Origin of the sequence: Devosia sp. FJ2-5-3, from assembly GCF_029201545.1 — a bacterium.
In the GTDB taxonomy this organism is placed as follows: Bacteria; Pseudomonadota; Alphaproteobacteria; order Rhizobiales; family Devosiaceae; genus Devosia.
Genome location: NZ_CP104007.1, coordinates 1,111,783 through 1,131,571 on the forward strand (window position 1 = coordinate 1,111,783; position 19,789 = coordinate 1,131,571).

The window sequence follows — 19,789 nt, forward strand, 5'->3', positions numbered from 1 at the left end:
CGCCACATTCGTCCTTAGGACGGTGGCGCTCTGGCCCGAAACAGAAGGACAAGATTCCATGTCGACAGAAATCCGGGTGCCGACCCTGGGCGAAAGCGTTTCCGAGGCCACCATCGGCCAGTGGTTCAAGAAGGTGGGCGACACGGTCTCCGCCGACGAGCCCATCGTCGAGCTCGAGACCGACAAGGTCACCATCGAAGTGCCGGCACCGGCCTCTGGCGTGCTCGAGGCGATTGCCGCCCAGCCCGGCGACACCGTCGATGTCGGCGCGCTGCTCGGCGCGATCGCCGCTGGCGCCGCTGCCGCTGCATCGGCTCCCGCCGCCGCCGCCAAGGCTGAAGTGCCCGCCGCCAATGCTGCCGGGCCGGAGCCTATCAAGGCTGCTGCCGGCGCAACCGACCGCGCTCCCGCCCCTTCAGCCCAGAAGCTGATCAATGAGAAGGGCCTCGAGGCCGCCGCCATCCCGGGTTCGGGCAAGGCCGGCCAGGTGCTCAAGGAAGACGTTCTTGCTGCCTTGGCAAAGCCCGCGCCGGCCGCCGCGGCGCCCGCCGCCCCCGCCCCGGCTCCTGCGGCCAAGCCTGCTGCCCCGCGCGCGCCCAGCGCTGCAGAGGATGCCGTGCGCGAAGAACGCGTGCGGATGACGCGCCTGCGCCAGACCATCGCCCGTCGCCTCAAGGACGCGCAGAACACCGCCGCCATGCTGACCACCTTCAACGAGGTGGACATGAAGCCGGTGATGGAGCTGCGCAACCAGTACAAGGACCTCTTCGAGAAGAAGCATGGCGTCAAGCTCGGCTTCATGGGCTTCTTCACCAAGGCCGTGGTCCACGCCCTCAAGGAAATCCCGGCGGTCAATGCCGAGATCGACGGGGATGACCTCGTCTACAAGCAGTACGCCCATATCGGCGTGGCCGTCGGCACCGACAAGGGCCTCGTCGTGCCGGTGGTGCGCGATGCCGACCAGATGTCGATCGCCGAGATCGAAAAGGAAATCGGCAATCTCGGTCGCAAGGCCCGGGACGGCCAGCTGTCCATGGCCGACATGCAGGGCGGCACCTTCACCATCTCCAATGGTGGCGTCTATGGCTCGCTGATGTCGACGCCGATCCTCAATGCCCCCCAGTCGGGCATTCTGGGCATGCACAAGATCCAGGAGCGCCCGGTCGTCGTCGGCGGCCAGATCGTCATCCGCCCGATGATGTATCTCGCCCTCAGCTATGATCACCGGATCGTCGACGGCAAGGAAGCGGTGACCTTCCTCGTGCGCGTCAAGGAAAGCCTCGAGGCGCCCGAACGCCTCGTGCTCGACCTGTGATCGCCGCATTTTCCTGATTGAAAAGGGCTCGGTTCGCCGGGCCCTTTTTTTGTTCACCGATTGGTGTTGGACGTCACGGCAAACGTTAGCAGTCTGTTAGCAGATTGTGACGCTAAGGCTGTGTCTGGATAAATTTTCGAGGTGTGGTTTGCGACGGTTTGTGGTTCTGGCAGCCTTATGTTTCGGCGCGGTCTTTCCAGCGTCAGCGCAGGAGGACGTAGCCGCAAATACCCAGCTTATCGGGGAATTGATGGCCTTTCATGGCTCGCAGGCCATCGTCAATGTCATGACCACCCATTGCTATGAAACCACCGGGCTCGACGGCGCTTATAAGGCGGCAGCCGAGAACTGGTATCTGCGCAATATCGGCTTCCTCGACCTTGCGGACCGGGTGATTGCGCGGCTTGGGGGCGGGGCCGAAGGCCAGCAGATCAACGCCGAGACCTATGGCGGCAGCCAGATCATGTCGGCCTATAACCAGGCCGAAAACAAGAACAGCTTCTGCCGCGCCTTCCTCGAGCAGGTCGAAACGGGCGCCCTCGATATCGATCGGCAATTGCCCGCGCCGCTCAAGCGAGCGCAGGAAATATCGGCGTCGTAGTAAGATTATCCCCGCCGCACCGAACCAGTATAAAGTGCTGATCAGGCGGCATTTTTGGGGTGGGCGATGAACCTTTGTTGTCGGGGCTGCGTATAAGCGGGACAACGGGGATAAATCCAATGAGTCTTGAGCTGACCCTTCTGGTCTGGAGCGCGCTGCTCGCCTTTGCCTATCTGGCGGTGCAGTCGACGGTCTATCGCCTTGATTATGGTGTGAAATTTGCCAATGGCCAGCGCGATGGCGAGCGTCCGCCAAACAAATGGGCGGCGCGTGGCGAGAAGGCCTTGCGCAATTTCCTCGAGACATACGGCATCTTCATTGCCCTGGCCGTGGCCACCGAACTCTCCGGCCGCTCTGACGGCCTCACCCAAATGGGCAGCCAGGTCTGGTTCTGGAGCCGCTGGATCTATCTGCCGGCCTATTTCATCGAGGCGCCCTATGTGCGCTCGCTGATCTGGACCATCTCCCTGATCGGCCTCGTTCTGCTGTTCGTGGGCGTGGCATTCTAGGCCATTTCCGCGAGGAAAATGCCTGAGCCGACGCTATTGCGAGACCCCGCCTTGCCCAAGGGGCAAGGCCCCGTCGGCCGGGCTGCGTTGCCGGAACGGGCGCGCTGGTGTAACCCTTGAGCACCTTCCACGCGCGATAGACAAATGGATTTCCCCTGGCTGGAATTTGCGGGTCTCATGCTCGCCTTCGGGATCAATGCGGTCATTCCAGGGGCCGACTTCGCCATGGTCCTGCGCCAGTCGGTGGCGCATGGGCGTCGCGCTGCATTGTTCACCTCCGCCGGCGTCGCCGTCTCGCTGCTCGTCCATGGCACCTACACGCTGCTGGGCGTGGGGGTCATCGTGGCTCAATCGCTTCTGTTGTTCAATGTTCTCAAGTGGTTGGGCGTCGCTTACCTCGTCTGGCTCGCCATTGCCGCGCTGCGCAGTCCGCCGCCGCAGCCGCCGGCCGATCTGGATGAGGTCGGCACGAGGCGCGGCGACATGGCCGCCTTTGGCCTCGGCTTTCTGACCAATCTGCTCAATCCCAAGGCCGTCCTGTTCTTCCTGGCGCTGTTCACATCGCTGGTCTCCGTCCATACGGACGGCCAGATCAAACTTATCTACGTGCTCAGCATGGCGCTTATGCTGTTCGCCTGGTTCGCATTGGTGTCGGTTTTCTTTACGACCCCTTCGGTGAAACAGGGCTTTTTCCGCGCCGGCCGGTGGTTTAATCGGATTACCGGCATTACATTCCTGGCGTTGGCCGTTCGCGTCGCTTTGGCACAACAGCGCTAATCTTCTGAGGCTAAGAGAAACATGGCAGATCAATTCGACCTCACCATTATCGGTTCGGGCCCCGGCGGCTATGTCTGCGCCATTCGCGCGGCGCAGCTCGGCATGAAGGTGGCCGTGGTCGAGAAATGGCCGACGCTGGGCGGCACCTGCCTCAATATCGGCTGCATTCCCTCCAAGGCCCTGCTACACGCCTCGGAACTGTTTGAAGAGGCCGGCCATGGCTTCAAGGCCCTGGGCATCGACATCCCCGCGCCGCAGCTCAACCTGCCGCAGATGATGAACCACAAGGCCGATACGGTTGCCTCCAATGTCGGCGGCGTCGACTATCTGTTCAAGAAGAACAAGATCACCATTTTCCGCGGCATCGGCTCGATCCCGGCTGCGGGCAAGGTGCTGGTGACGCCCCAGACCGGCGCACAGCAGGAAATCGCCACCAAGAACATCGTCATCGCCACCGGCTCGGTTTCGGCTAATCTGCCGGGCATCGAGATCGACGAAAAGACCATCGTCACCTCCACTGGCGCGCTGTCGCTGGCCAAGGTTCCTGCGCGCCTCCTCGTCATCGGCGCGGGCGTCATCGGCCTCGAGCTTGGCTCGGTCTGGGCGCGGCTTGGCGCCAAGGTGACCGTGGTCGAATATCTCGATCGCATCCTGCCGGGCATGGATAGCGAAGTGGCGCGCCAGTTCCAGCGCATGCTGCAAAAGCAGGGCATGGAATTCCGCCTCTCGAGCAAGGTCGGCGGCATCGATAAGCAGGATGACGGTTCGCTTAAGGTTCGGGTGGAACCGGCCGCAGGCGGGGACATCGAATTGCTCGACGCCGATGTGGCGCTGGTCGCCATCGGCCGCAAGCCGTTCACCGAAGGACTCGGGCTCGACATTGTCGGGGTTGCGCTGGACGAGCGCGGCCGCGTGCGTGTCGATGGCCACTACAAGACCTCCATCGATGGCATCTATGCTATCGGTGACGTGGTGGCCGGGCCCATGCTGGCTCACAAGGCCGAGGACGAAGGCATTGCCATCGCCGAAATCCTCTCCGGCCAGGCCGGTCACGTCAATTATGCCGCCATCCCGTCGGTGGTCTACACCAATCCGGAAGTCGCCTCCGTCGGCAAGACCGAGGACGAACTCAAGGCCGATGGCGTCAACTACAAGATCGGCAAATTCCCCTTCACGGCCAATGGTCGGGCCAAGGCCATGCTGGCGACCCAGGGCTTCGTGAAGATCCTCGCCGATGTCGAGACCGACCGTGTGCTGGGCGCGCACATCGTCGGCAAGAATGCCGGTGAGATGATCCACGAGCTGGTGACGCTGATGGAATTTTCTGGCGCCTCCGAAGATCTGGCGCGTACCACCCACGCGCACCCCACCTTGTCCGAGGCCATCCGTGAAGCAGCCCTGGCATTGGGCGATGGTGCCATCCACATCTAGGCAGGTCGCCTGCAAGGTACTGAAAACATTATGTTTCTATTTGGGGTGCCCTCTGGGTGCCCCTCTTTTTTGAATGAAAATTCATCATACAACTTGCCGATTATTGTATGTTGACTTGTCATTTCGTCTTCCATACAAGTTTTGCCCAAGGATCGGTTGCTGTCCAGTGGCGCGCCGATCCTGCGTCGCTGCATCGGGGAGAGGTGCCGGACGTCTAAGGATTTTTGGGAGGAATTCTAATGTTGCATCTGCCGAAAATGGCGGCCGGCTTTGCCGTGGCTGCGACCCTAATGGTGTCCGGGGCCAGCGCCCAGACGGTGCTTCGCTCATCGGACACGCATCCTGATGGCTATCCCACGGTGGAAGCTGTCAAGAAGTTCGGTGAGCTTCTCAGTGAAAAGACCGGCGGTCAGTATTCCGTCGAAGTGTTCCATTCGGCCCAGCTCGGTGGCGAGGCCGACACGATCGAGCAGACCCAGTTCGGCGTCATCGATCTCAACCGCATTTCCATCGGCGCCTTCGGCACCCAGGTGCCCGAAGCGACCGTCACCCAGCTACCCTATATCTTCCGCTCGGCCGACCACTTCCACAACGTGCTCGATGGCCCGATCGGCGAGGAAATCCTGGCCGCTTTCGACGCCGTGGATGTCGTGGCCCTGGCCTATTATGATGGCGGCGCCCGCTCGTTCTATAACAGCGAAAAGCCGATCAACACGCCGGCGGACATGGATGGCCTCAAGTTCCGCGTGATGCAGTCCGACATTTTTGTCGACATGGTGGGAGCGCTGGGCGCCAACGCCACGCCGATGCCCTATGGCGAAGTTTATTCGGGCATCCAGACCGGCGTTATCGACGGCGCCGAAAACAACTATCCGAGCTATGACACAGCCGGCCACGCCGAGGTCGCGAAATTCTACTCGCTCGACGAACATCTGATGGTGCCCGAGGTTCTGGTCGTCTCCAAGGTCGTCTGGGATGGTTTGTCGCCCGAAGTCCAGACGGCCATGCGTGAAGCGGCCAAGGAATCCGTCGCCTACCAGCGCGAATTGTGGGCCGCCAAGGAAGTCGAATCCAAGGCCGCTGTCGAAGCGCTGGGCGCGACGATCAACGAGGTCGACAAGGCGCCGTTCATCGAAGCGATGAAGCCTGTCTACGAGAAGTACGTCACCGATCCGAAGCTGCAGGACCTTGTGGCCCGCATCCAGGCCACTGAAGGCTGATTGCAACTGCCGGGCCGGCTTCGCGCCGGCCCGGTCGTCTTGCGGAGGATATTCCGGTGAGAAACTGGCTCCTGCCTACCAGCCGCGTGCTGCGGGCCATATCGAATGCTTCCCTCTGGCTTTCAGGGGTGGGGCTTGTCGTGATGACGATCATCGTCGCCTACCAGGTCTATATGCGCTTCGTGATCAACTCCTCCCCGTCCTGGACGGAGGGTGCTTCGATCATGATCATGAGCTGGTTCATCTTCCTGGGCGCGGCAGTCGGCGTGAGAGAGAACTTCCATATGGGGTTCGACGTGCTGCTTTATGTGCTGCCCAAAGGCGCCAAACCGGTCCTGCGGTCCATCAGCGATATCGCGATTTTCGCCTTTGCATCGGGCATGATCTATTACGGCGGCGAATTGGCCCTGCGCGGCCTCAGCGTCCGCATTCCGGTGCTCGGCCTGCCTCAAACCTTCACCTATTTGCCCATCGTCGTTTCGGGCTTTCTCATGTGCCTGTTCTCGCTGGAACGCATCCTGCTGCGCCTCGCTGGAGAACCGGTCGACGAAGCCCCTACCGAACTCGTGACCGAGGCCTGACGCTTATGGAATATTGGGTACTCTTCGGCGTCTTCACACTGTTCATGCTGATTGGCACGCCGATCGCCTTCTGCCTCGGCATTGCCAGCTTTGCCACCATCATGACTATCGGGCGTCCGCCCATCGTGGTGTTCCAGCAGCTTAATTCGGGGGTGTCCGCGTTCACGCTGATGGCCATTCCGTTCTTCATTTTCGCCGGCGACCTGATGATGCGCGGCGGCATCGCTGCGCGGATCATTCAGTTTGCCGGCGCGCTCATCGGGCATGTCCGTGGCGGGTTGGGCCAAGTCAATGTGGCGGCGTCGACCCTGTTTGGCGGCATTTCCGGCTCGGCCGTTGCCGAGGCGGCGGCCGTGGGGGGCATCATGATCCCGCAGATGAAGGCGCGCGGCTATGGCGCCGACTATGCGGTCAACGTGACCTCAATGGCGGCGCTCATCGCCCTCCTGCTGCCCCCCAGCCACAATATGATCATCTATTCGCTCTCGGGCGGCGGTCGCATTTCCATTGCCGATCTTTTTACGGCCGGCATCATTCCGGGTCTGCTGCTGGCTGTGGCCCTGGGCATCACGGCCTATATCGTCGCCGTCAAGCGTGGCTATCCGACCGAGCCATTTCCCGGATTTGCGAAGGCGTTCCAGTATTTCCTGATTTCCATTCCGGGGCTCCTGCTGATCGCCATCATTTTCGGCGGTGTGCGGTCCGGCATTTTTACCGCCACCGAAAGCTCATGCATCGCCGTCATCTACGCCCTGCTCGTGACCCTGCTGGTGTATCGGTCGATGAGCTGGTCGGAATTCGTCCACTCCGTCACCGGGGCGGTCAAAACCACGGCCATGGTGCTGTTCATCATCGGCGCCGCCGCTTCGTTCGGCTGGCTTATGGCCTATCTGCGGGTCGCGCCGATCCTCACCGACATGATTTCCAACCTGACCAGCGACCCGTTGATGGTCCTCCTGCTCATCAACGTCATGCTGCTGCTGCTCGGCACGTTCATGGATATGGGCCCGCTGATCATCATCACGACGCCGATCTTCCTGCCGATGGTTCAGGCCTTCGGAGTCGACCCCGTGCATTTCGGGGTCATCATGATCCTCAATCTGGGCATTGGCCTCAATACGCCCCCACTGGGTCCGGTGCAGTTCGTGGCGGCTGCGGTTGGAAAGATATCGATCTGGACCGCGATGCGCAGTGTCTGGCCGTTCTACACAGCCGGGCTGATCGTGCTCGGCCTTGTCACCTATGTCCCGGCACTCTCGCTGTGGCTGCCGAGCCTGTTCCACTAGCGCCATGTCCCTTGTCCACGCCGCACCGCCGCCATCGCGAAAACCCAAGCTTGCCGAACTGGTCATCGATACGCTGCGTCGGCGTATCGTTACCGGGGAATTGGTGCCGGGCATGAAACTGCCTACCGAAAGCCAGCTGACCGTACAATTCGGCGTAAGCCGCACGGTGGTCCGCGAAGCCATAGCCGCGCTGGCCGCCGAGGGCAGCGTGCAGTCCCGCCAGGGGGCGGGCGTCTATGTGCTGGCAAGTGCCACGAGCACATTCAACAGCATTGGTGGCGAGGGCTCGAACAAGATTTCGGTGGCCCTCAACGTGCTCGAAGTGCGCATGGGTATCGAGATCGAGGCGGCGGCGCTTGCAGCCCTTCGGCGCAGCGCCAGCCAGGAAGCGGCCATCCAGGAAGCGTGGAATGAATTCGGGCGGTTGCTGAAGAATGGCGGCGCGACCGGCCGCACCGATTTTGCCTTTCACCGCGCCATTGCGGCGGCCACCAATAATCCGTTCTACATCGAGGTGCTCGACGCCCTCGGCAGCCGGACCATCCCCTGCGACGTCGCCTCTCCCTGGGGCACGGAGAGCGTCCTCACCCATGCCTACCAGGTGGGGCTGCACGAGGAGCACCGGCGTATCCTGTTCGCTATTTCCGCCCAAGATGCCGAAGCGGCGCGGGAGGCCATGCGCGACCATCTTTCCCGCAGCCAGGAGCGCTACTGTGTCCGCCTGGCCGAACAGGCGGTGAGCCATTAGGGCCCGGATTTGTCTGGAGCCGAGCATTTTTCTGGAGCTGACATGAGTACCGAATACGACATCAGATTTGCCATTGACCCCGCCGGCGCCGCGGGAATGGGCACAGCCGAGCTGCGCGAAAATTTCCTGATCGACGATCTCTTTGCCGAGGGCGGGGTCCGCTGGACCTATTCCCATTATGACCGCATGACTGTCGGGGGCGCGGTTCCCGGCGCAGGCGAGCTGACGCTCGAAGCCATCAAACCCACCGGCACCAAGGCCTTTCTCGACCGGCGGGAACTGATTGCTGTCAATATCGGAGAGGCGGGACGCATCAGTGTCGACGGCACGACGCATGAGGTCGGACCGCGCGACATGTTCTACATCGGCATGGGAGCGCAGGATGTGCGCTTTACCGGGGCAAAGGCCAAATTCTACCTTCTGAGCGCTCCCGCGCATTCCCGCTACCCGGACAAGCTTCTGCGTCAATCGGATGCCAAGCGGCTCGACATGGGCGCGCGCGACACCGCCAATGAGCGGTCGATCTACCAGTATGTGAACGCCGATAGCGTCAAGACCTGCCAGCTGGTCGTGGGACTGACCGAATTTGCCCCAGGCTCGCTGTGGAACACCATGCCGGCGCATGTTCATGACCGGCGCATGGAGGCCTATCTCTATTTTGACCTGCAGCCAGACGCCTTCGTCGTGCACCTGATGGGCGAACCAGACGAGACCCGGCATTTGATCGTGCGCAATGAGCAGGCGATCCTTTCGCCGCCCTGGTCGATCCATTGTGGGGCCGGCACGGGCTCCTACACCTTCATCTGGGCCATGGCCGGCGACAATGTCGACTATACCGACGTCGAAAAAGTCGCCATGGAGGATCTGCGGTGACCGACCTCACCGCATTCAGTCTTGCCGGCAAGACCATCATGGTCACGGGCGCCAATACCGGCATCGGGCAGGGCATCGCCCTGTCCATTGGCCGGGCGGGTGGGCGCGTCGTCGGCGTGGGGCGGTCGTCTATGGAAATCACGGCGTCCCTGATGGCGGGGCAGGGCGCCGACATTGTCGAAGTGCAGGCCGATCTCGGCTCGACGGCCGCGGCGCAAGCAATGTTCGACAAGGCGTGGGACGACCATGGCCCGATCGACGGTCTCGTCAACAATGCCGGCATCATCAAGCGCGTCGATGCGGTGGACTTTACCGAGGCGGACTGGGATGCGGTGATGGACATCAATCTCAAGACGATGTTCTTCCTCAGCCAGTCGCTCGGCAAGAAGGCGCTGGCGGCCGACCGCCCGGCACGGATCGTCAACATTGCCTCGATGTTGAGTTTTCAGGGCGGCATCCGCGTCGCGAGTTATACCGCGTCGAAAAGTGGAGTGCTCGGGATCACAAGGCTGCTCGCCAATGAGTGGGCGGCCCGGGGGATCAATGTGAACGCCATTGCGCCGGGCTATATCGAGACGAACAATACCGAGGCGTTGCGCAACGATCCCGACCGGGCGTCGGCCATTCTGGGGCGCATTCCGGCGGGGCGCTGGGGCGTGCCATCCGATATCGGCGATGCGGCGGTGTTCCTGTTGGCTCCCGCATCCAATTACATGCATGGCGCTGTCATCCCCGTGGATGGCGGCTGGCTCGCGAGGTAGATTTATGACTGAACCCAAACTTTTCGCCCAGGCCGAGGAAAGCGCCTGGATCGAGTTGGCGCCCGGCAATACGCGCCGCGTGCTGGTCCACTTGCCTGAACTGATGCAGGTCGAGTTTGGCTTTGAAAAAGGCGCCGTGGGGGCGCTGCACAGCCATCCCCATGTCCAGGCGAGCTATGTTGCCGAAGGGCGTTTCGAGGTGACCATCGGCGACCGGACGGAGATCGTGGGGCAGGGGGGTAGCTTCATCGTTCCCTCGGGGGTCACACACGGCGTCGTGGCGCTGGAAAAGGGTAGGCTGATCGATGCATTTACCCCGCACCGAGCCGATTTTCTGTAACTGGCAACAGACAAATTGCCGCCAGAGGACTTATCGGTAGGCTTGCGGGCAGAGGCTGTGATGGAATGGGGCATGCGCCCCCATCCTTGCCGCGCTTGAGGACACTCCATGCTGAGCATCATGTTCTATATCGCCATTACCGCTGAGGCGATGACGGCTGCCTTGGCGGCTGGCCGGCGGAACATGGACTGGTTCGGGGTGTGCCTGATTGCCTGCGTCACCGCGCTGGGTGGGGGGACGACGCGCGACATGTTTCTCGCGCACTATCCGCTCTATTGGGTGGCCAATCCCTATGTGCTGCTCCTGGTGTGCGGGGCGGCGCTTTTGACCGTGGCCATTGCCAGGCTCGTCGATCGTCTCCGCTGGCCCTTCCTTCTCCTCGATGCCCTTGGGCTGGTGGTGTTCACTATCGTCGGTTGCAATATCGGCATGGAGGCGGGTGTCCATCCGATCATCGTCATCGTTGCGGGGATGGTCACCGGGATCGTCGGGGGCATCCTGCGAGATGTGTTGTGCAACGACATCCCCCTGGTGTTCCAGGGAGAGCTCTACGCCACAGTCTCCATCGTCACCGGCGTGGTCTATTATCTGGGCCTGCTGGCCGGATTGCCTGCGGACATCGTGGTGCTGATCGCCCTTGCCGTAGGCTTTCCGCTGCGCGTGGCGGCGCTGGTGTTCAAATGGGAAATGCCGCGATTCGTCTTTGATCGCGAGATGCGCAAATGAGGCCGGAGCGCATCGTGCTTTCGCGCAAGGCGGGGTTTGACCTGCAGGCGAAATCGCGCGCCCTAAACGGGCTAGCGGCTCAATCTGTCGCGCGTCCGGGTCCTTGGGGCAACCCCTTCACCATTGACGCCGTCATGCAGGAAACCGGCCTTGGTCGGCGCGAGGCCCAGGCGGAGGCCGTGGCGCGTCATGCCCGGTGGCTGGCCGGGGAACTGGAGGCGGATCGTCCGCGACCTCAGCGCGAGGAAATCCGCGCCGCGCTTGCCGGCAAGAACCTTGCCTGCTGGTGCGCAGAGGGTTCGCCCTGTCATGTGGACACCCTTCTCTTGCTCGCTAACACCTAGGGCCAAACGGAAAAACCTGCTATGGCCAGAGGCTACCATACAAGAACGGAGACCTGACTTGCGACAGACCTGGCGGTGGTTCGGGCCGAAGGACCTTTGCAGCATAGACGACATCACTCAGGTCGGTGCCGAAGGTGTCGTCAGTGCCCTGCACCATATTCCCAATGGGGTGGTGTGGACCCGGGAAGAGATCGACAGGCGCTATGCCGAGATTGCCACGCGCAAAGATGGCACGCCATCGGGCCTGACCTGGGATGTGGTGGAGAGCCTGCCGGTCAGCGAGGACATCAAGAAGCAGAAGGGCGACTGGCGCGAGCACATCGCCAACTACAAGATTTCCATGCGTAATCTCGCCGATAGCGGCATGGAGGTGATCTGCTATAATTTCATGCCCGTTCTCGATTGGACGCGCACCGATCTGCGCTGGACCGTGCCCAATGGCGGCTCGTGCATGCGCTTCGACATCAATGATTTCGCAGCCTTCGACATCCATATCCTCGAGCGTCCCGGCGCCGGCGCCGACTACACCAATGCCATCGCCGATGAAGCGGGACGCCGCGTGTCGGCGATGGGCGAAGATGACAAGAAGCAGCTCAGCCGCAATGTCACCATGGGTCTGCCCGGCTCCACGGAATCCTTGTCGCTTGAGGATGTGCGGTCGCATCTGTCCGAATATGGCAATATCAGCCGGGACCAGTTGCGGCGGCACTTCTTGGACTTCCTCGAGGAGGTCGTGCCCGAGGCCGAAAAGCTGGGACTGCGGCTCTGCTGCCACCCCGACGATCCCCCGTTCGCGCTGCTTGGCCTGCCGCGGATCATGTCGACCGAAGCGGACTACAAATATATCCTCGATGCGGTCGACAGCCCTGCCAACGGCATGACGCTCTGTTCCGGCTCGCTCGGTGCGCGTCCGGACAATGACCTCCCCGGCATGATGGAGCGCTTTGGGCCAAAAGTGCATTTCCTCCATCTGCGCAATGTCAAACGCGACAGTGGGGAGATCATGGGTTCGTTCTTCGAGGCCGAGCATCTGGCCGGAGACACCGACATGGTTGCCCTCATCGCGGCGATCGTGCGGGAGGAGCGGCGGCGCAAGGCTGAGGGCCGCAAGGACGCAATCATTCCCATGCGCCCTGACCATGGGCAGGACATACTCGATGATCTGGGGCGCCGTGCGCAGCCGGGCTACCCTACGATCGGCCGTATGAAGGGCCTTGCCGAATTGCGCGGTGTCATGACCGCGCTGGAGCATTCCGCGTTCGGCCTTTAGGCGCCAGGAATTGCCCGGCTTGCCGGGCAATTCTCTCTGGGCTGTCAGTCTTCGAGAAGATATCCGCCGGCGCGCGTCGGCAGGATTTCGGTGCCGACGATCTTGGCGACCGATGCGCCCGCAGGCACATATTTGGCACTGGCGCGCGAGAGGATGAAGCCGCTCGTTCCCGCCCGAATTGGGGTGCGGGCCATGAAGGCCTCGGGACCATCCATGGCGATCAGTTCGGCCACGATATCCCCGGCTGCAACCCGGTCGCCGAGATTGACGCGATAGGCGAGGAGGCCAGGGCGGGGCGTGCGGAGAACTTCGGTGGCTTCGAAGGGCGTGGCGGCCGGGGCAGGCGACAGGACCGAGGCCACGTTGGCATCAATCAGGCCGCGTCCGGCGAAGAAGCCATAGAGACCATCGGCATCCAGGCGGCCCATGGCGTCATGAGTATCGGCCTGGCCACGGTATTCGAGCGTCGCCGTTTCGACGGCCATGGGCACCACAGCGTGCGGATTGTCGCGCTGGGCCTTGCGATAAAGATTGGGGAGCACCTCGTCGAAGGAGCCGCCGCCGCTGTCCTCGGCCGTCAGCGTGGCCGCGACGCGCATGCGATCAGCAAGATCCTGGAGACCCGGCATCATTTCGGGCGAGGTGAAGATATGCATCAGGCTCTCGTCGTCGCAATGCAGGTCGAGGACGATGTCGGCGTCATGGGCGGATTTCAGGATGTGCAGGCGCAATTTCTGCTGGGCCGTGACCGGCGTCTGCTGGTCGATCCAGACGCCGACTGCAGAACGGATGAGCCGGACGTTTTCAGCGGCATTCGAGGTCAGCTTGTCGCAGACAGCATCGGCAATGGCCGGATAGAGGTCGGGCCAGCGGCGGTTGTAATTGACCCCGGTCCCAAGATCGTAGCGGCCGATATGGCGGCGCAGGATGCGGGTCGCCAGGCCCATGGGGTTCACCGAGGGGAAGACCACGAAGCGCGCCCGAAGTTGACCATTTGCGTCAGCGTCCCGCAGCATGGGCAGAAGGTGGTGCAGAGCCATGGTGCCAGGCTGTTCATCGGCATGGAGGGCGGCCTGCAAATGTACCTTGGTGGACGCGTCGGCGGGGCCGACTTCGTACCAATAGAGTGTCGTGGTCTGCCCCGGCGCGTCACCAGGGAAGTCGAGCTTGTGCTGTTGGAAGGTCATGTAACTATCTTCAGGCGAGACGGGCCAGCTTGTCGGCCATGGTCTGGGGTTTGTCGGTACGGGTCGAGAAATGCATGGTGCAGAAGATGCGCTCGACACCCATGGCGTGCAGGCGCTCGCAGCACGCTTCGACGGCCGCGCTGACCTCGGCCATCTCGCCCTCGATATTGGTGCCGTTGGCGTGCATTTCGTAGGTAAGGCCGGTGGTGGCGAGGATGTCGCGCACCTCCCTGATATAGGTCGAGACGGAAGGTCCGACCCCCATGGGGACGATGCAGAGATCGGCGATGATCTTCATGGTGTGCTCCCTCTATCGCATCCAGCGCGGCACAAACCGGATGCGCGGCGGCTGCGGAAGGTGGCGCATCAGGCGCTGGTAGATGAGGCCGAAGACGAAGAACACCACCAGCGACACGGACAGGAAATAGAGCGCGGCCACGGGGAAATGCAGGAACGCATTGAAATCGCGTTCGAACAGATCCTTTGCGGTGATCATTAAATCCTTCTGTCCCCCAACCACCGGCAGGGCCAGATAGACGATGGCGGTGGCGTGGAACAGGAAGACCACTTCATTGGTATAGGCGGGCCAGGCGAGCCGGATGAGGTTTGGCCAGACGACCCGGCGGAATTGTTGCGGGCCGCTCATGCCATAGGCCCGGGCGGCTTCAATGGCGCCCCGCGGCACGGCGCGAAGGGCCCCATAGAAGATTTCAGCCGTATAGGCGGCCGTGTTCAGCACCAGAACCAGCGGGCCCATGAACAGCGGATGGAGCACGAAGCCGGAAATGCCCAGAGGACGCCAGACCGTCAAATTCAGCGACAGCGCCAGCGAATAGAACATGAAGAACTGGATAAAGAGCGGCGAGCCCCGGAAAGCGTAGATATAGCCGCGCGACAGCCGATTGAGCAGCGCGTTGGACGAGGCCTTCCCCAGGGCCAGGAAGATGGCGAGGACAAAGCCGACAGGAATGGAGGCCGCGGCGAAATAGAGGTTGAACAGCACCGCTGGCGCCATGAGCGCGAGATCGTCGAGAAAAGCCTGCATCAGCCTCGGGCCTCGCTCAGAATGCCGCGACCCGCACGCCGCATGATCGCGTCAAAGGCCTTTTCCGAGAGCCAGGTGACGAGGATGTAGAAAACGAAGAGCACAAGGTAATAGCGCCAGCGCCAGTCGTCATGGACGAGGCCGACGGCGGGCAGAAAATTCGGGGCGCCAAGGCGGTCGGCCCAGAGCACGATATCGGCGATCTGCAGGAGCGAAAGCAGCGAGGTCGCCTTGATGATCAGCATCCAGACATTGGAAAGGCCGGGCAGGGCATAGACCCACATCTGGCGGATGTGGACGCGCAAGAGCACCTGGCTGGCACTCATGCCATAGGCGCGCGCCGCCTCGAGCTGACCATGTGGGACGGCGCGCATTGCGCCGTGAATAACGTTGGTGGCAAAGGCGCCGTAGACGAGGCCGAGCGAAACGCTGGCGAGCAGGAGGTACTCCGTCGTGCCGAGAAACCAGTTTGCTTCGCGGCAGGGTGGCCAAGACGCGGTCTGCGCCGCGATCGACTCGGGCGTACAGATCTGGCTCGAGATGAACCATTCGACCGCCTGCTCTAAGGCCAGAGGGAAGAACAGGAAGAACAGGACGTCCGGTACGCCGCGGACGATCGCCGAATAGGTGGTGCCGATCAGCCGCAGCGGAAAATACCGCGAATTTCGAAGGGTTGCGCCGGTAAGCCCGAAAACGACCGCCAGGGCCCCGCCCAATAGGGCAGCAAAGATGGTGAACTGAAAACTGGCGTACCAGGTCAGGTGCTTACCATTGGTCAGATAGGCGATCCAGAAGGCTATATCGTCTGTCATGGACGGGGAGTCGCTCCGGCACGGTCCTGCAATGCAGCGTTACCAGCAAAAATTGTCGCCGCAGGACTCGTGTCCTGCGGCGGGCGGGTCAACCGATCAGTCGGCGAAGTAGGGGCCGTGACCCTCGAACCACTTGGCGATCAGCGTGTCGACAGTGCCGTCGCTCTTGAGGGCCGTGATGGCGGCGTCCAGAGTGGCCTTGAGTTCAGCGTCGTCCTTGCGCAGGCCAGCGCCAACCCCATTGCCGATGAGGATGTCTTCGCCCACGAACTCGATGGCGCCATTGGAGGCCGTCACCACAGGCTCGAGATAGGCGCCGTCCGCCAGGATGGTATCGAGGTTGCCAGCGGCGAGGTCGGCCATTGCCTGGTCGGCAGTGGCGAAAGTGATGATCGTGTTGGCAGCACCCAGATTGGTGTCGGCATAGCTCGCCTGGATCGTGCCGCCCTGGACGCCAACGCGGGCGCCGGACAGAGCCGCAAAATCAAGGGTCGAGCCGGCCAGTGCGACATAGCGCGACGGATCGGGCGGGAAATAGTTCTGCGTGAAATCGATCGTTGCCAGACGCTCGTCGGTGATCGACATCCCGGCCATGATGAGATCGTAGTTGCCGGCGAGAAGATTGGGGATGATGGAATCCCAGTCGTTGATGATCCACTCGCAGGTCAGACCTGCCTGGGCGCAGATGGCGGCGCCCAACTCGATCTCGAAGCCGGCGGGAGCGCCGCTGTCATCGAGAAAGTTCCAGGGGGCATAAGCACCTTCAGTGGCGATGCGCACGGTTTCCTGCGCCATGGCGGAGCCACTCAGGGCCAAGATCGCAGTCGCCGCCAGCATGATCTTCTTCATAGTCGTACTCCGTTCGGTTTGACCTGTTATTTACGCCCGGTTTGCCGGGTCTACTCTCTCTTTGCCGTCAAGAATGGCTGGCGGCGTTGAGGAATTGCTTGAGACGGGCTGAGCGCGTCGCGCCAAAAACTTCCTCTGGCGTGCCTTCTTCCTCGATCAGACCCTGATGCAGGAAAATGACCCGGTCAGAGACCGTGCGCGCGAATTCCATGTCATGGGTGACAAGGATCATGGTCCGGCCTTCGTCGGCCAGGATCTTGATGACGCGCAGGACTTCCACTTCCAACTCCGGGTCCAGCGCCGATGTCGGCTCGTCGAACAGCATGACCCGTGGATTGATGCAGAGGGCGCGGGCAATGGCCGCGCGCTGCTGCTGGCCACCCGAGAGCTGGGACGGATAGGTGTCTGCCTTGCTGCCGATACCCACCTTATCGAGCATGGCACGGGCTTCGACTTCGACCTCGGCGCGCGGGCGCTTCTGGACGATGAGCGGGGCTTCCATGACGTTCTCAAGGATGGTCATGTGGGCCCAGAGATTGAAGGACTGGAACACCATGCCCAGTTCGGACCGGATCCGGCGGATCTGGCCTTCGTCATCAATGCGCCGGGATGGCCCATTGCCGCGCAGGCGAATGGTTTCACCACCGATGATGACGTCACCGCCATTGGGAATCTCGAGCATGTTGATGCAGCGCAAAAGGGTCGACTTGCCCGATCCCGATGAGCCGATCAGAGTGATGACCTGACCTTCCTCCGCGGAAAACGAAATGCCCTTGAGGACTTCCAGATCGCCAAAAGACTTGTGCAGATCGCGCAGCTCAACGATCGGCGATTTTCCCGACCTGGCGGGCTCGACTTGCGACATGCTTACTGTTCTGGCCTGGCGACAGGCGCTTCCTGACCGGCGATTGCCCTTATAAGAGGCTGGCAATCTTCACCGCGCTAAACAAAGGCAAATGTCGGCCCGATGGCAAGCACAAAAACCGACGCATTCGCTCCGTCCCCGGCATAATGGTCTGCCAGGCGGTCATTGCGACGCGTTCATGAAAGGAGACCAATGTTTTTCATCGCCTCGAAAGTGTTCTGGCTTCTCGTCCAGCCCCTCAGCCTTTTGTTGCTGCTGCTCTGCGTCGGATTGGCGCTTTTGTGGTGGAGGCGTCGGCGTCTGGCAGCAAGTGCGTTCGCTCTCGCCGCGCTTATCTTGGGCGTAACGGGTTTCACCAATCTGGGCTATATCCTGATCCAGCCGCTGGAGGACCGATTTGAACGTCCTGTAGCGATGCCCGACGATGTCGAGGCGATCGTCATGTTGGGCGGTGCGACCCTCGCCCGGCCGAGTTCTGCGCGGCAGACGGCCGAACTCAATGATGCCGGGGACAGGCTGACAGCAACCCTGTGGCTGGCCGGGCGATATCCGCAAGCCAAGATCGTCCTGAGCGGCGGCAGCGGGCTCCTGTCAGGTGAAACCGAAAGCGAAGCGGTCACTGCGGCGCGCTTTTTCGCGGCCTTCGGGATTTCGGAGGACAGGTTGATCCTTGAGGGGGATTCCCGGAACACAGATGAGAATGTCGCCCTGTCGCGCGAATTTCTCGATGATAGTGAGGGGGCAATTCTCCTCGTTACGTCTGCCTTTCATATGCCGCGTGCCATCGGACTTTTCATGGCGCAGGATTTGGACGTCATCCCCTGGCCAACGGACTATCGCAGCCCTGGCCCGATGGGCTTTTGGATCGATATTGCCAACCCGGTTCAGAACATCAGCGTTTCAACTGTCGCGATCAAGGAGTGGATCGGCCTGGCCATCTATCGCTGGACCGGGCGCATTTCGGAGCCGCCGCCAGCCCAATGAAAAAGGGCAGTGCCTTGGCACTGCCCTTATCGAGGTCGGCAATTGCTCATCATGTGCGACGGAACAGGCCGATCACCAGAGAAATGACGAGGAAAGCCAGGAAGAGGAAGAACAGAACCTGGGCAATACCTGCAGAAGCGCCAGCAATACCACCGAAGCCGAGGACGCCGGCGATCAGGGCGATGACGAGAAATACGAGTGCGTAGTACAGCATGGGAAGCTCCATGATTTATCTTGCTAGAACAACGCCCGGTGCTGTTGCTGGTTCCTGCCGACAAGAAAAAGGCCGGTGAAAACCGGCCCTTGTGAGAATTGGCTGAAAAAGATCACGCCGCTGCTCGGGAGCCCTCGTCGAAGAACAAGGCCTGGCTGATCAGCGCCTTCACCATTTCAGGATTGAAAGGCTTGGTTACCAGGAATGTCGGCTCGGGACGCTCGCCGGTCAGCAGGCGCTCGGGGAATGCAGTGATGAAAATCACCGGCACCGAATGGGAATTGAGAATGTCGTTCACCGCATCGATGCCCGAACTTCCGTCCGCCAGCTGAATATCGGCCAGGATCATACGTGGCTTGGTCTGGTGGAAGAGATTGACCGCTTCCTTGTGCGTGCGTGCCACAGATACCACCTTGTGGCCGAGGCTTTCGACCATCTGCTCAATGTCCATCGCGATGAGCGGCTCATCTTCGATGATCATGATTTCAGTGGCGACCTGACGCGAGATGTCGCTCGACGCCTCGTCAAGCAATTGCACGAATTCAGCATCGTTTACGGACAATATTTCGGCCGCCTGCGCACGGGTGAAACCTTCAACCGCAACCAAAAGAAAGGCCTGGCGTTGACGCGGTGCAAGGTTGGCGAGATTGGCAGCAGCGCGCTGTTCCCAGGCATAAGTGGAGATCGGCTCGGGCACGGTCACGGCGGAGGATGAAAACAGAGCCGAGAACAGCTTGTAGAGGGAAATGCGGTCACTGGACGCTTCAGGAAAAAGCGATATGTCGGCAATGAGAGCTTCCAAGGTGGCGGCCACATAGGCATCGCCTGAGGTCTGCGATCCCGTGACGGCACGGGAAAAACGCCGCAGATAGGGCAGGTGCGGAGCGATCCGCGTGGACAATGACATGGAATAGAACTCCCGGTGACGCTTGTATTCGTGAATTCACGAAACCGATTAACTACCCAAGATCGGAAAAGTTCCAGATGGCAGGAACTTTTTTCGTTACCGGGCATTTAAGCTAACAAGCGGCAATAACCCGTATTGATCGGT

The 19,789-nt window shown here is 61.4% G+C and carries 24 protein-coding genes; 16 read left to right on the top strand and 8 right to left on the bottom strand.

All coding sequences use genetic code 11. From position 1 onward, the window contains the following. Nucleotides 1–58 precede the first annotated feature (58 nt). The 15 genes from odhB (at nucleotide 59) to uxuA (ending at nucleotide 12,782) form a co-directional block, all read left to right on the top strand. A complete protein-coding gene (odhB, locus tag N0P34_RS05290; RefSeq protein WP_275605970.1) occupies nucleotides 59–1,315 on the top strand; it encodes a 2-oxoglutarate dehydrogenase complex dihydrolipoyllysine-residue succinyltransferase in 1,257 nt (418 codons plus the stop codon). 250 nt (nucleotides 1,316–1,565) lie between these two features. Further along, nucleotides 1,566–1,916, top strand: a complete 351-nt coding sequence (locus N0P34_RS05295) for a hypothetical protein (RefSeq protein WP_275605971.1) — start codon at nucleotides 1,566–1,568, stop codon at nucleotides 1,914–1,916. Nucleotides 1,917–2,035: 119 nt separating this feature from the next. Continuing rightward, nucleotides 2,036–2,425 (top strand): MAPEG family protein, encoded by a 390-nt coding sequence (locus tag N0P34_RS05300; RefSeq protein ID WP_275605972.1) that lies wholly within the window; start codon nucleotides 2,036–2,038, stop codon nucleotides 2,423–2,425. Between the two features lie 144 nt (nucleotides 2,426–2,569). Then, nucleotides 2,570–3,202 carry a LysE family transporter gene (locus tag N0P34_RS05305; protein WP_275605973.1) on the top strand — a complete coding sequence of 211 codons (633 nt, stop codon included), beginning with the start codon at nucleotides 2,570–2,572 and terminating at the stop codon, nucleotides 3,200–3,202. A 21-nt stretch (nucleotides 3,203–3,223) separates the two neighbouring features. Next, nucleotides 3,224–4,633, top strand: a complete 1,410-nt coding sequence (gene lpdA / locus N0P34_RS05310; protein WP_275605974.1) for a dihydrolipoyl dehydrogenase — start codon at nucleotides 3,224–3,226, stop codon at nucleotides 4,631–4,633. A 239-nt stretch (nucleotides 4,634–4,872) separates the two neighbouring features. Next, nucleotides 4,873–5,853 (top strand): TRAP transporter substrate-binding protein, encoded by a 981-nt coding sequence (locus N0P34_RS05315; protein WP_275605975.1) that lies wholly within the window; start codon nucleotides 4,873–4,875, stop codon nucleotides 5,851–5,853. Nucleotides 5,854–5,909: 56 nt separating this feature from the next. Further along, nucleotides 5,910–6,434, top strand: coding sequence for a TRAP transporter small permease (locus N0P34_RS05320; RefSeq protein ID WP_275605976.1), 525 nt, complete (start codon nucleotides 5,910–5,912; stop codon nucleotides 6,432–6,434). Between the two features lie 5 nt (nucleotides 6,435–6,439). After that, the gene (locus tag N0P34_RS05325; protein WP_275605977.1) at nucleotides 6,440–7,720 is read left to right on the top strand and encodes a TRAP transporter large permease; all 1,281 of its coding nucleotides are present in this window, start codon (nucleotides 6,440–6,442) and stop codon (nucleotides 7,718–7,720) included. 4 nt (nucleotides 7,721–7,724) lie between these two features. Continuing rightward, the gene (locus tag N0P34_RS05330; RefSeq protein WP_275605978.1) at nucleotides 7,725–8,468 is read left to right on the top strand and encodes a FadR/GntR family transcriptional regulator; all 744 of its coding nucleotides are present in this window, start codon (nucleotides 7,725–7,727) and stop codon (nucleotides 8,466–8,468) included. Nucleotides 8,469–8,510: 42 nt separating this feature from the next. After that, nucleotides 8,511–9,341: a 5-dehydro-4-deoxy-D-glucuronate isomerase gene (gene kduI, locus N0P34_RS05335; RefSeq protein ID WP_275605979.1), complete on the top strand. Its 831-nt coding sequence runs from the start codon at nucleotides 8,511–8,513 to the stop codon at nucleotides 9,339–9,341. After that, a complete protein-coding gene (gene kduD / locus N0P34_RS05340; RefSeq protein ID WP_275605980.1) occupies nucleotides 9,338–10,102 on the top strand; it encodes a 2-dehydro-3-deoxy-D-gluconate 5-dehydrogenase KduD in 765 nt (254 codons plus the stop codon). Before kduI ends, kduD begins: the two co-directional genes overlap by 4 nt. A 4-nt stretch (nucleotides 10,103–10,106) precedes the next feature. Then, the gene (locus N0P34_RS05345) at nucleotides 10,107–10,442 is read left to right on the top strand and encodes a cupin domain-containing protein (RefSeq protein WP_275605981.1); all 336 of its coding nucleotides are present in this window, start codon (nucleotides 10,107–10,109) and stop codon (nucleotides 10,440–10,442) included. Nucleotides 10,443–10,550: 108 nt separating this feature from the next. Then, a complete protein-coding gene (locus N0P34_RS05350; RefSeq protein ID WP_275605982.1) occupies nucleotides 10,551–11,168 on the top strand; it encodes a trimeric intracellular cation channel family protein in 618 nt (205 codons plus the stop codon). Further along, the gene (locus tag N0P34_RS05355; protein WP_275605983.1) at nucleotides 11,165–11,512 is read left to right on the top strand and encodes a DUF4326 domain-containing protein; all 348 of its coding nucleotides are present in this window, start codon (nucleotides 11,165–11,167) and stop codon (nucleotides 11,510–11,512) included. The genes N0P34_RS05350 and N0P34_RS05355 overlap by 4 nt, the downstream gene beginning before the upstream one ends. Nucleotides 11,513–11,570: 58 nt before the next feature. Continuing rightward, nucleotides 11,571–12,782, top strand: a complete 1,212-nt coding sequence (gene uxuA / locus N0P34_RS05360) for a mannonate dehydratase (protein WP_275605984.1) — start codon at nucleotides 11,571–11,573, stop codon at nucleotides 12,780–12,782. 44 nt (nucleotides 12,783–12,826) lie between these two features. Here uxuA and N0P34_RS05365 read toward each other — a convergent pair whose 3' ends face one another. The 6 genes from N0P34_RS05365 to N0P34_RS05390 form a co-directional block, all read right to left on the bottom strand. Further along, nucleotides 12,827–13,969: a succinylglutamate desuccinylase/aspartoacylase family protein gene (locus N0P34_RS05365; RefSeq protein ID WP_275605985.1), complete on the bottom strand. Its 1,143-nt coding sequence runs from the start codon at nucleotides 13,967–13,969 to the stop codon at nucleotides 12,827–12,829. Between the two features lie 10 nt (nucleotides 13,970–13,979). Then, nucleotides 13,980–14,267, bottom strand: coding sequence for an MTH1187 family thiamine-binding protein (locus N0P34_RS05370; protein WP_275605986.1), 288 nt, complete (start codon nucleotides 14,265–14,267; stop codon nucleotides 13,980–13,982). A 12-nt stretch (nucleotides 14,268–14,279) separates the two neighbouring features. Further along, nucleotides 14,280–15,014, bottom strand: coding sequence for an ABC transporter permease subunit (locus N0P34_RS05375; RefSeq protein WP_275605987.1), 735 nt, complete (start codon nucleotides 15,012–15,014; stop codon nucleotides 14,280–14,282). Further along, on the bottom strand, nucleotides 15,014–15,826 hold the full coding sequence (locus N0P34_RS05380) for an ABC transporter permease subunit (RefSeq protein ID WP_275605988.1): 813 nt from the start codon (nucleotides 15,824–15,826) through the stop codon (nucleotides 15,014–15,016). Before N0P34_RS05380 ends, N0P34_RS05375 begins: the two co-directional genes overlap by 1 nt. A 96-nt stretch (nucleotides 15,827–15,922) precedes the next feature. Continuing rightward, the gene (locus N0P34_RS05385) at nucleotides 15,923–16,675 is read right to left on the bottom strand and encodes a transporter substrate-binding domain-containing protein (protein ID WP_275605989.1); all 753 of its coding nucleotides are present in this window, start codon (nucleotides 16,673–16,675) and stop codon (nucleotides 15,923–15,925) included. 67 nt (nucleotides 16,676–16,742) lie between these two features. Next, nucleotides 16,743–17,540 (bottom strand): amino acid ABC transporter ATP-binding protein, encoded by a 798-nt coding sequence (locus N0P34_RS05390; protein ID WP_275605990.1) that lies wholly within the window; start codon nucleotides 17,538–17,540, stop codon nucleotides 16,743–16,745. Between the two features lie 192 nt (nucleotides 17,541–17,732). Between N0P34_RS05390 and N0P34_RS05395 the strand changes: the two genes are divergently transcribed. Beyond that, complete coding sequence (locus N0P34_RS05395; protein ID WP_275605991.1) at nucleotides 17,733–18,524, top strand: YdcF family protein; 792 nt, start codon at nucleotides 17,733–17,735, stop codon at nucleotides 18,522–18,524. A 49-nt stretch (nucleotides 18,525–18,573) separates the two neighbouring features. Here the strand turns inward: N0P34_RS05395 and N0P34_RS05400 are convergent, their stop codons facing one another. Together N0P34_RS05400 and N0P34_RS05405 are read right to left on the bottom strand one after the other, a co-directional pair. Beyond that, complete coding sequence (locus N0P34_RS05400) at nucleotides 18,574–18,738, bottom strand: DUF1328 domain-containing protein (RefSeq protein WP_275605992.1); 165 nt, start codon at nucleotides 18,736–18,738, stop codon at nucleotides 18,574–18,576. 112 nt (nucleotides 18,739–18,850) lie between these two features. After that, nucleotides 18,851–19,645, bottom strand: a complete 795-nt coding sequence (locus N0P34_RS05405) for a response regulator (RefSeq protein ID WP_275605993.1) — start codon at nucleotides 19,643–19,645, stop codon at nucleotides 18,851–18,853. Nucleotides 19,646–19,789: the final 144 nt, after the last annotated feature.

Coding starts and splice junctions, on each gene's coding strand:
- N0P34_RS05330 (WP_275605978.1), top strand. CDS start 7,725: ATGTCCCTTGTCCACGCCGCACCGCCGCCATCGCGAAAACCCAAGCTT.
- N0P34_RS05375 (WP_275605987.1), bottom strand. CDS start 15,014: ATGCAGGCTTTTCTCGACGATCTCGCGCTCATGGCGCCAGCGGTGCTG.
- N0P34_RS05365 (WP_275605985.1), bottom strand. CDS start 13,969: ATGACCTTCCAACAGCACAAGCTCGACTTCCCTGGTGACGCGCCGGGG.
- N0P34_RS05385 (WP_275605989.1), bottom strand. CDS start 16,675: ATGAAGAAGATCATGCTGGCGGCGACTGCGATCTTGGCCCTGAGTGGC.
- N0P34_RS05300 (WP_275605972.1), top strand. CDS start 2,036: ATGAGTCTTGAGCTGACCCTTCTGGTCTGGAGCGCGCTGCTCGCCTTT.
- N0P34_RS05395 (WP_275605991.1), top strand. CDS start 17,733: ATGTTTTTCATCGCCTCGAAAGTGTTCTGGCTTCTCGTCCAGCCCCTC.
- N0P34_RS05350 (WP_275605982.1), top strand. CDS start 10,551: ATGCTGAGCATCATGTTCTATATCGCCATTACCGCTGAGGCGATGACG.
- odhB (WP_275605970.1), top strand. CDS start 59: ATGTCGACAGAAATCCGGGTGCCGACCCTGGGCGAAAGCGTTTCCGAG.
- N0P34_RS05295 (WP_275605971.1), top strand. CDS start 1,566: ATGGCCTTTCATGGCTCGCAGGCCATCGTCAATGTCATGACCACCCAT.
- N0P34_RS05405 (WP_275605993.1), bottom strand. CDS start 19,645: ATGTCATTGTCCACGCGGATCGCTCCGCACCTGCCCTATCTGCGGCGT.
- lpdA (WP_275605974.1), top strand. CDS start 3,224: ATGGCAGATCAATTCGACCTCACCATTATCGGTTCGGGCCCCGGCGGC.
- N0P34_RS05305 (WP_275605973.1), top strand. CDS start 2,570: ATGGATTTCCCCTGGCTGGAATTTGCGGGTCTCATGCTCGCCTTCGGG.
- N0P34_RS05325 (WP_275605977.1), top strand. CDS start 6,440: ATGGAATATTGGGTACTCTTCGGCGTCTTCACACTGTTCATGCTGATT.
- N0P34_RS05355 (WP_275605983.1), top strand. CDS start 11,165: ATGAGGCCGGAGCGCATCGTGCTTTCGCGCAAGGCGGGGTTTGACCTG.
- N0P34_RS05315 (WP_275605975.1), top strand. CDS start 4,873: ATGTTGCATCTGCCGAAAATGGCGGCCGGCTTTGCCGTGGCTGCGACC.
- N0P34_RS05345 (WP_275605981.1), top strand. CDS start 10,107: ATGACTGAACCCAAACTTTTCGCCCAGGCCGAGGAAAGCGCCTGGATC.
- N0P34_RS05370 (WP_275605986.1), bottom strand. CDS start 14,267: ATGAAGATCATCGCCGATCTCTGCATCGTCCCCATGGGGGTCGGACCT.
- N0P34_RS05380 (WP_275605988.1), bottom strand. CDS start 15,826: ATGACAGACGATATAGCCTTCTGGATCGCCTATCTGACCAATGGTAAG.
- N0P34_RS05390 (WP_275605990.1), bottom strand. CDS start 17,540: ATGTCGCAAGTCGAGCCCGCCAGGTCGGGAAAATCGCCGATCGTTGAG.
- kduI (WP_275605979.1), top strand. CDS start 8,511: ATGAGTACCGAATACGACATCAGATTTGCCATTGACCCCGCCGGCGCC.
- N0P34_RS05400 (WP_275605992.1), bottom strand. CDS start 18,738: ATGCTGTACTACGCACTCGTATTTCTCGTCATCGCCCTGATCGCCGGC.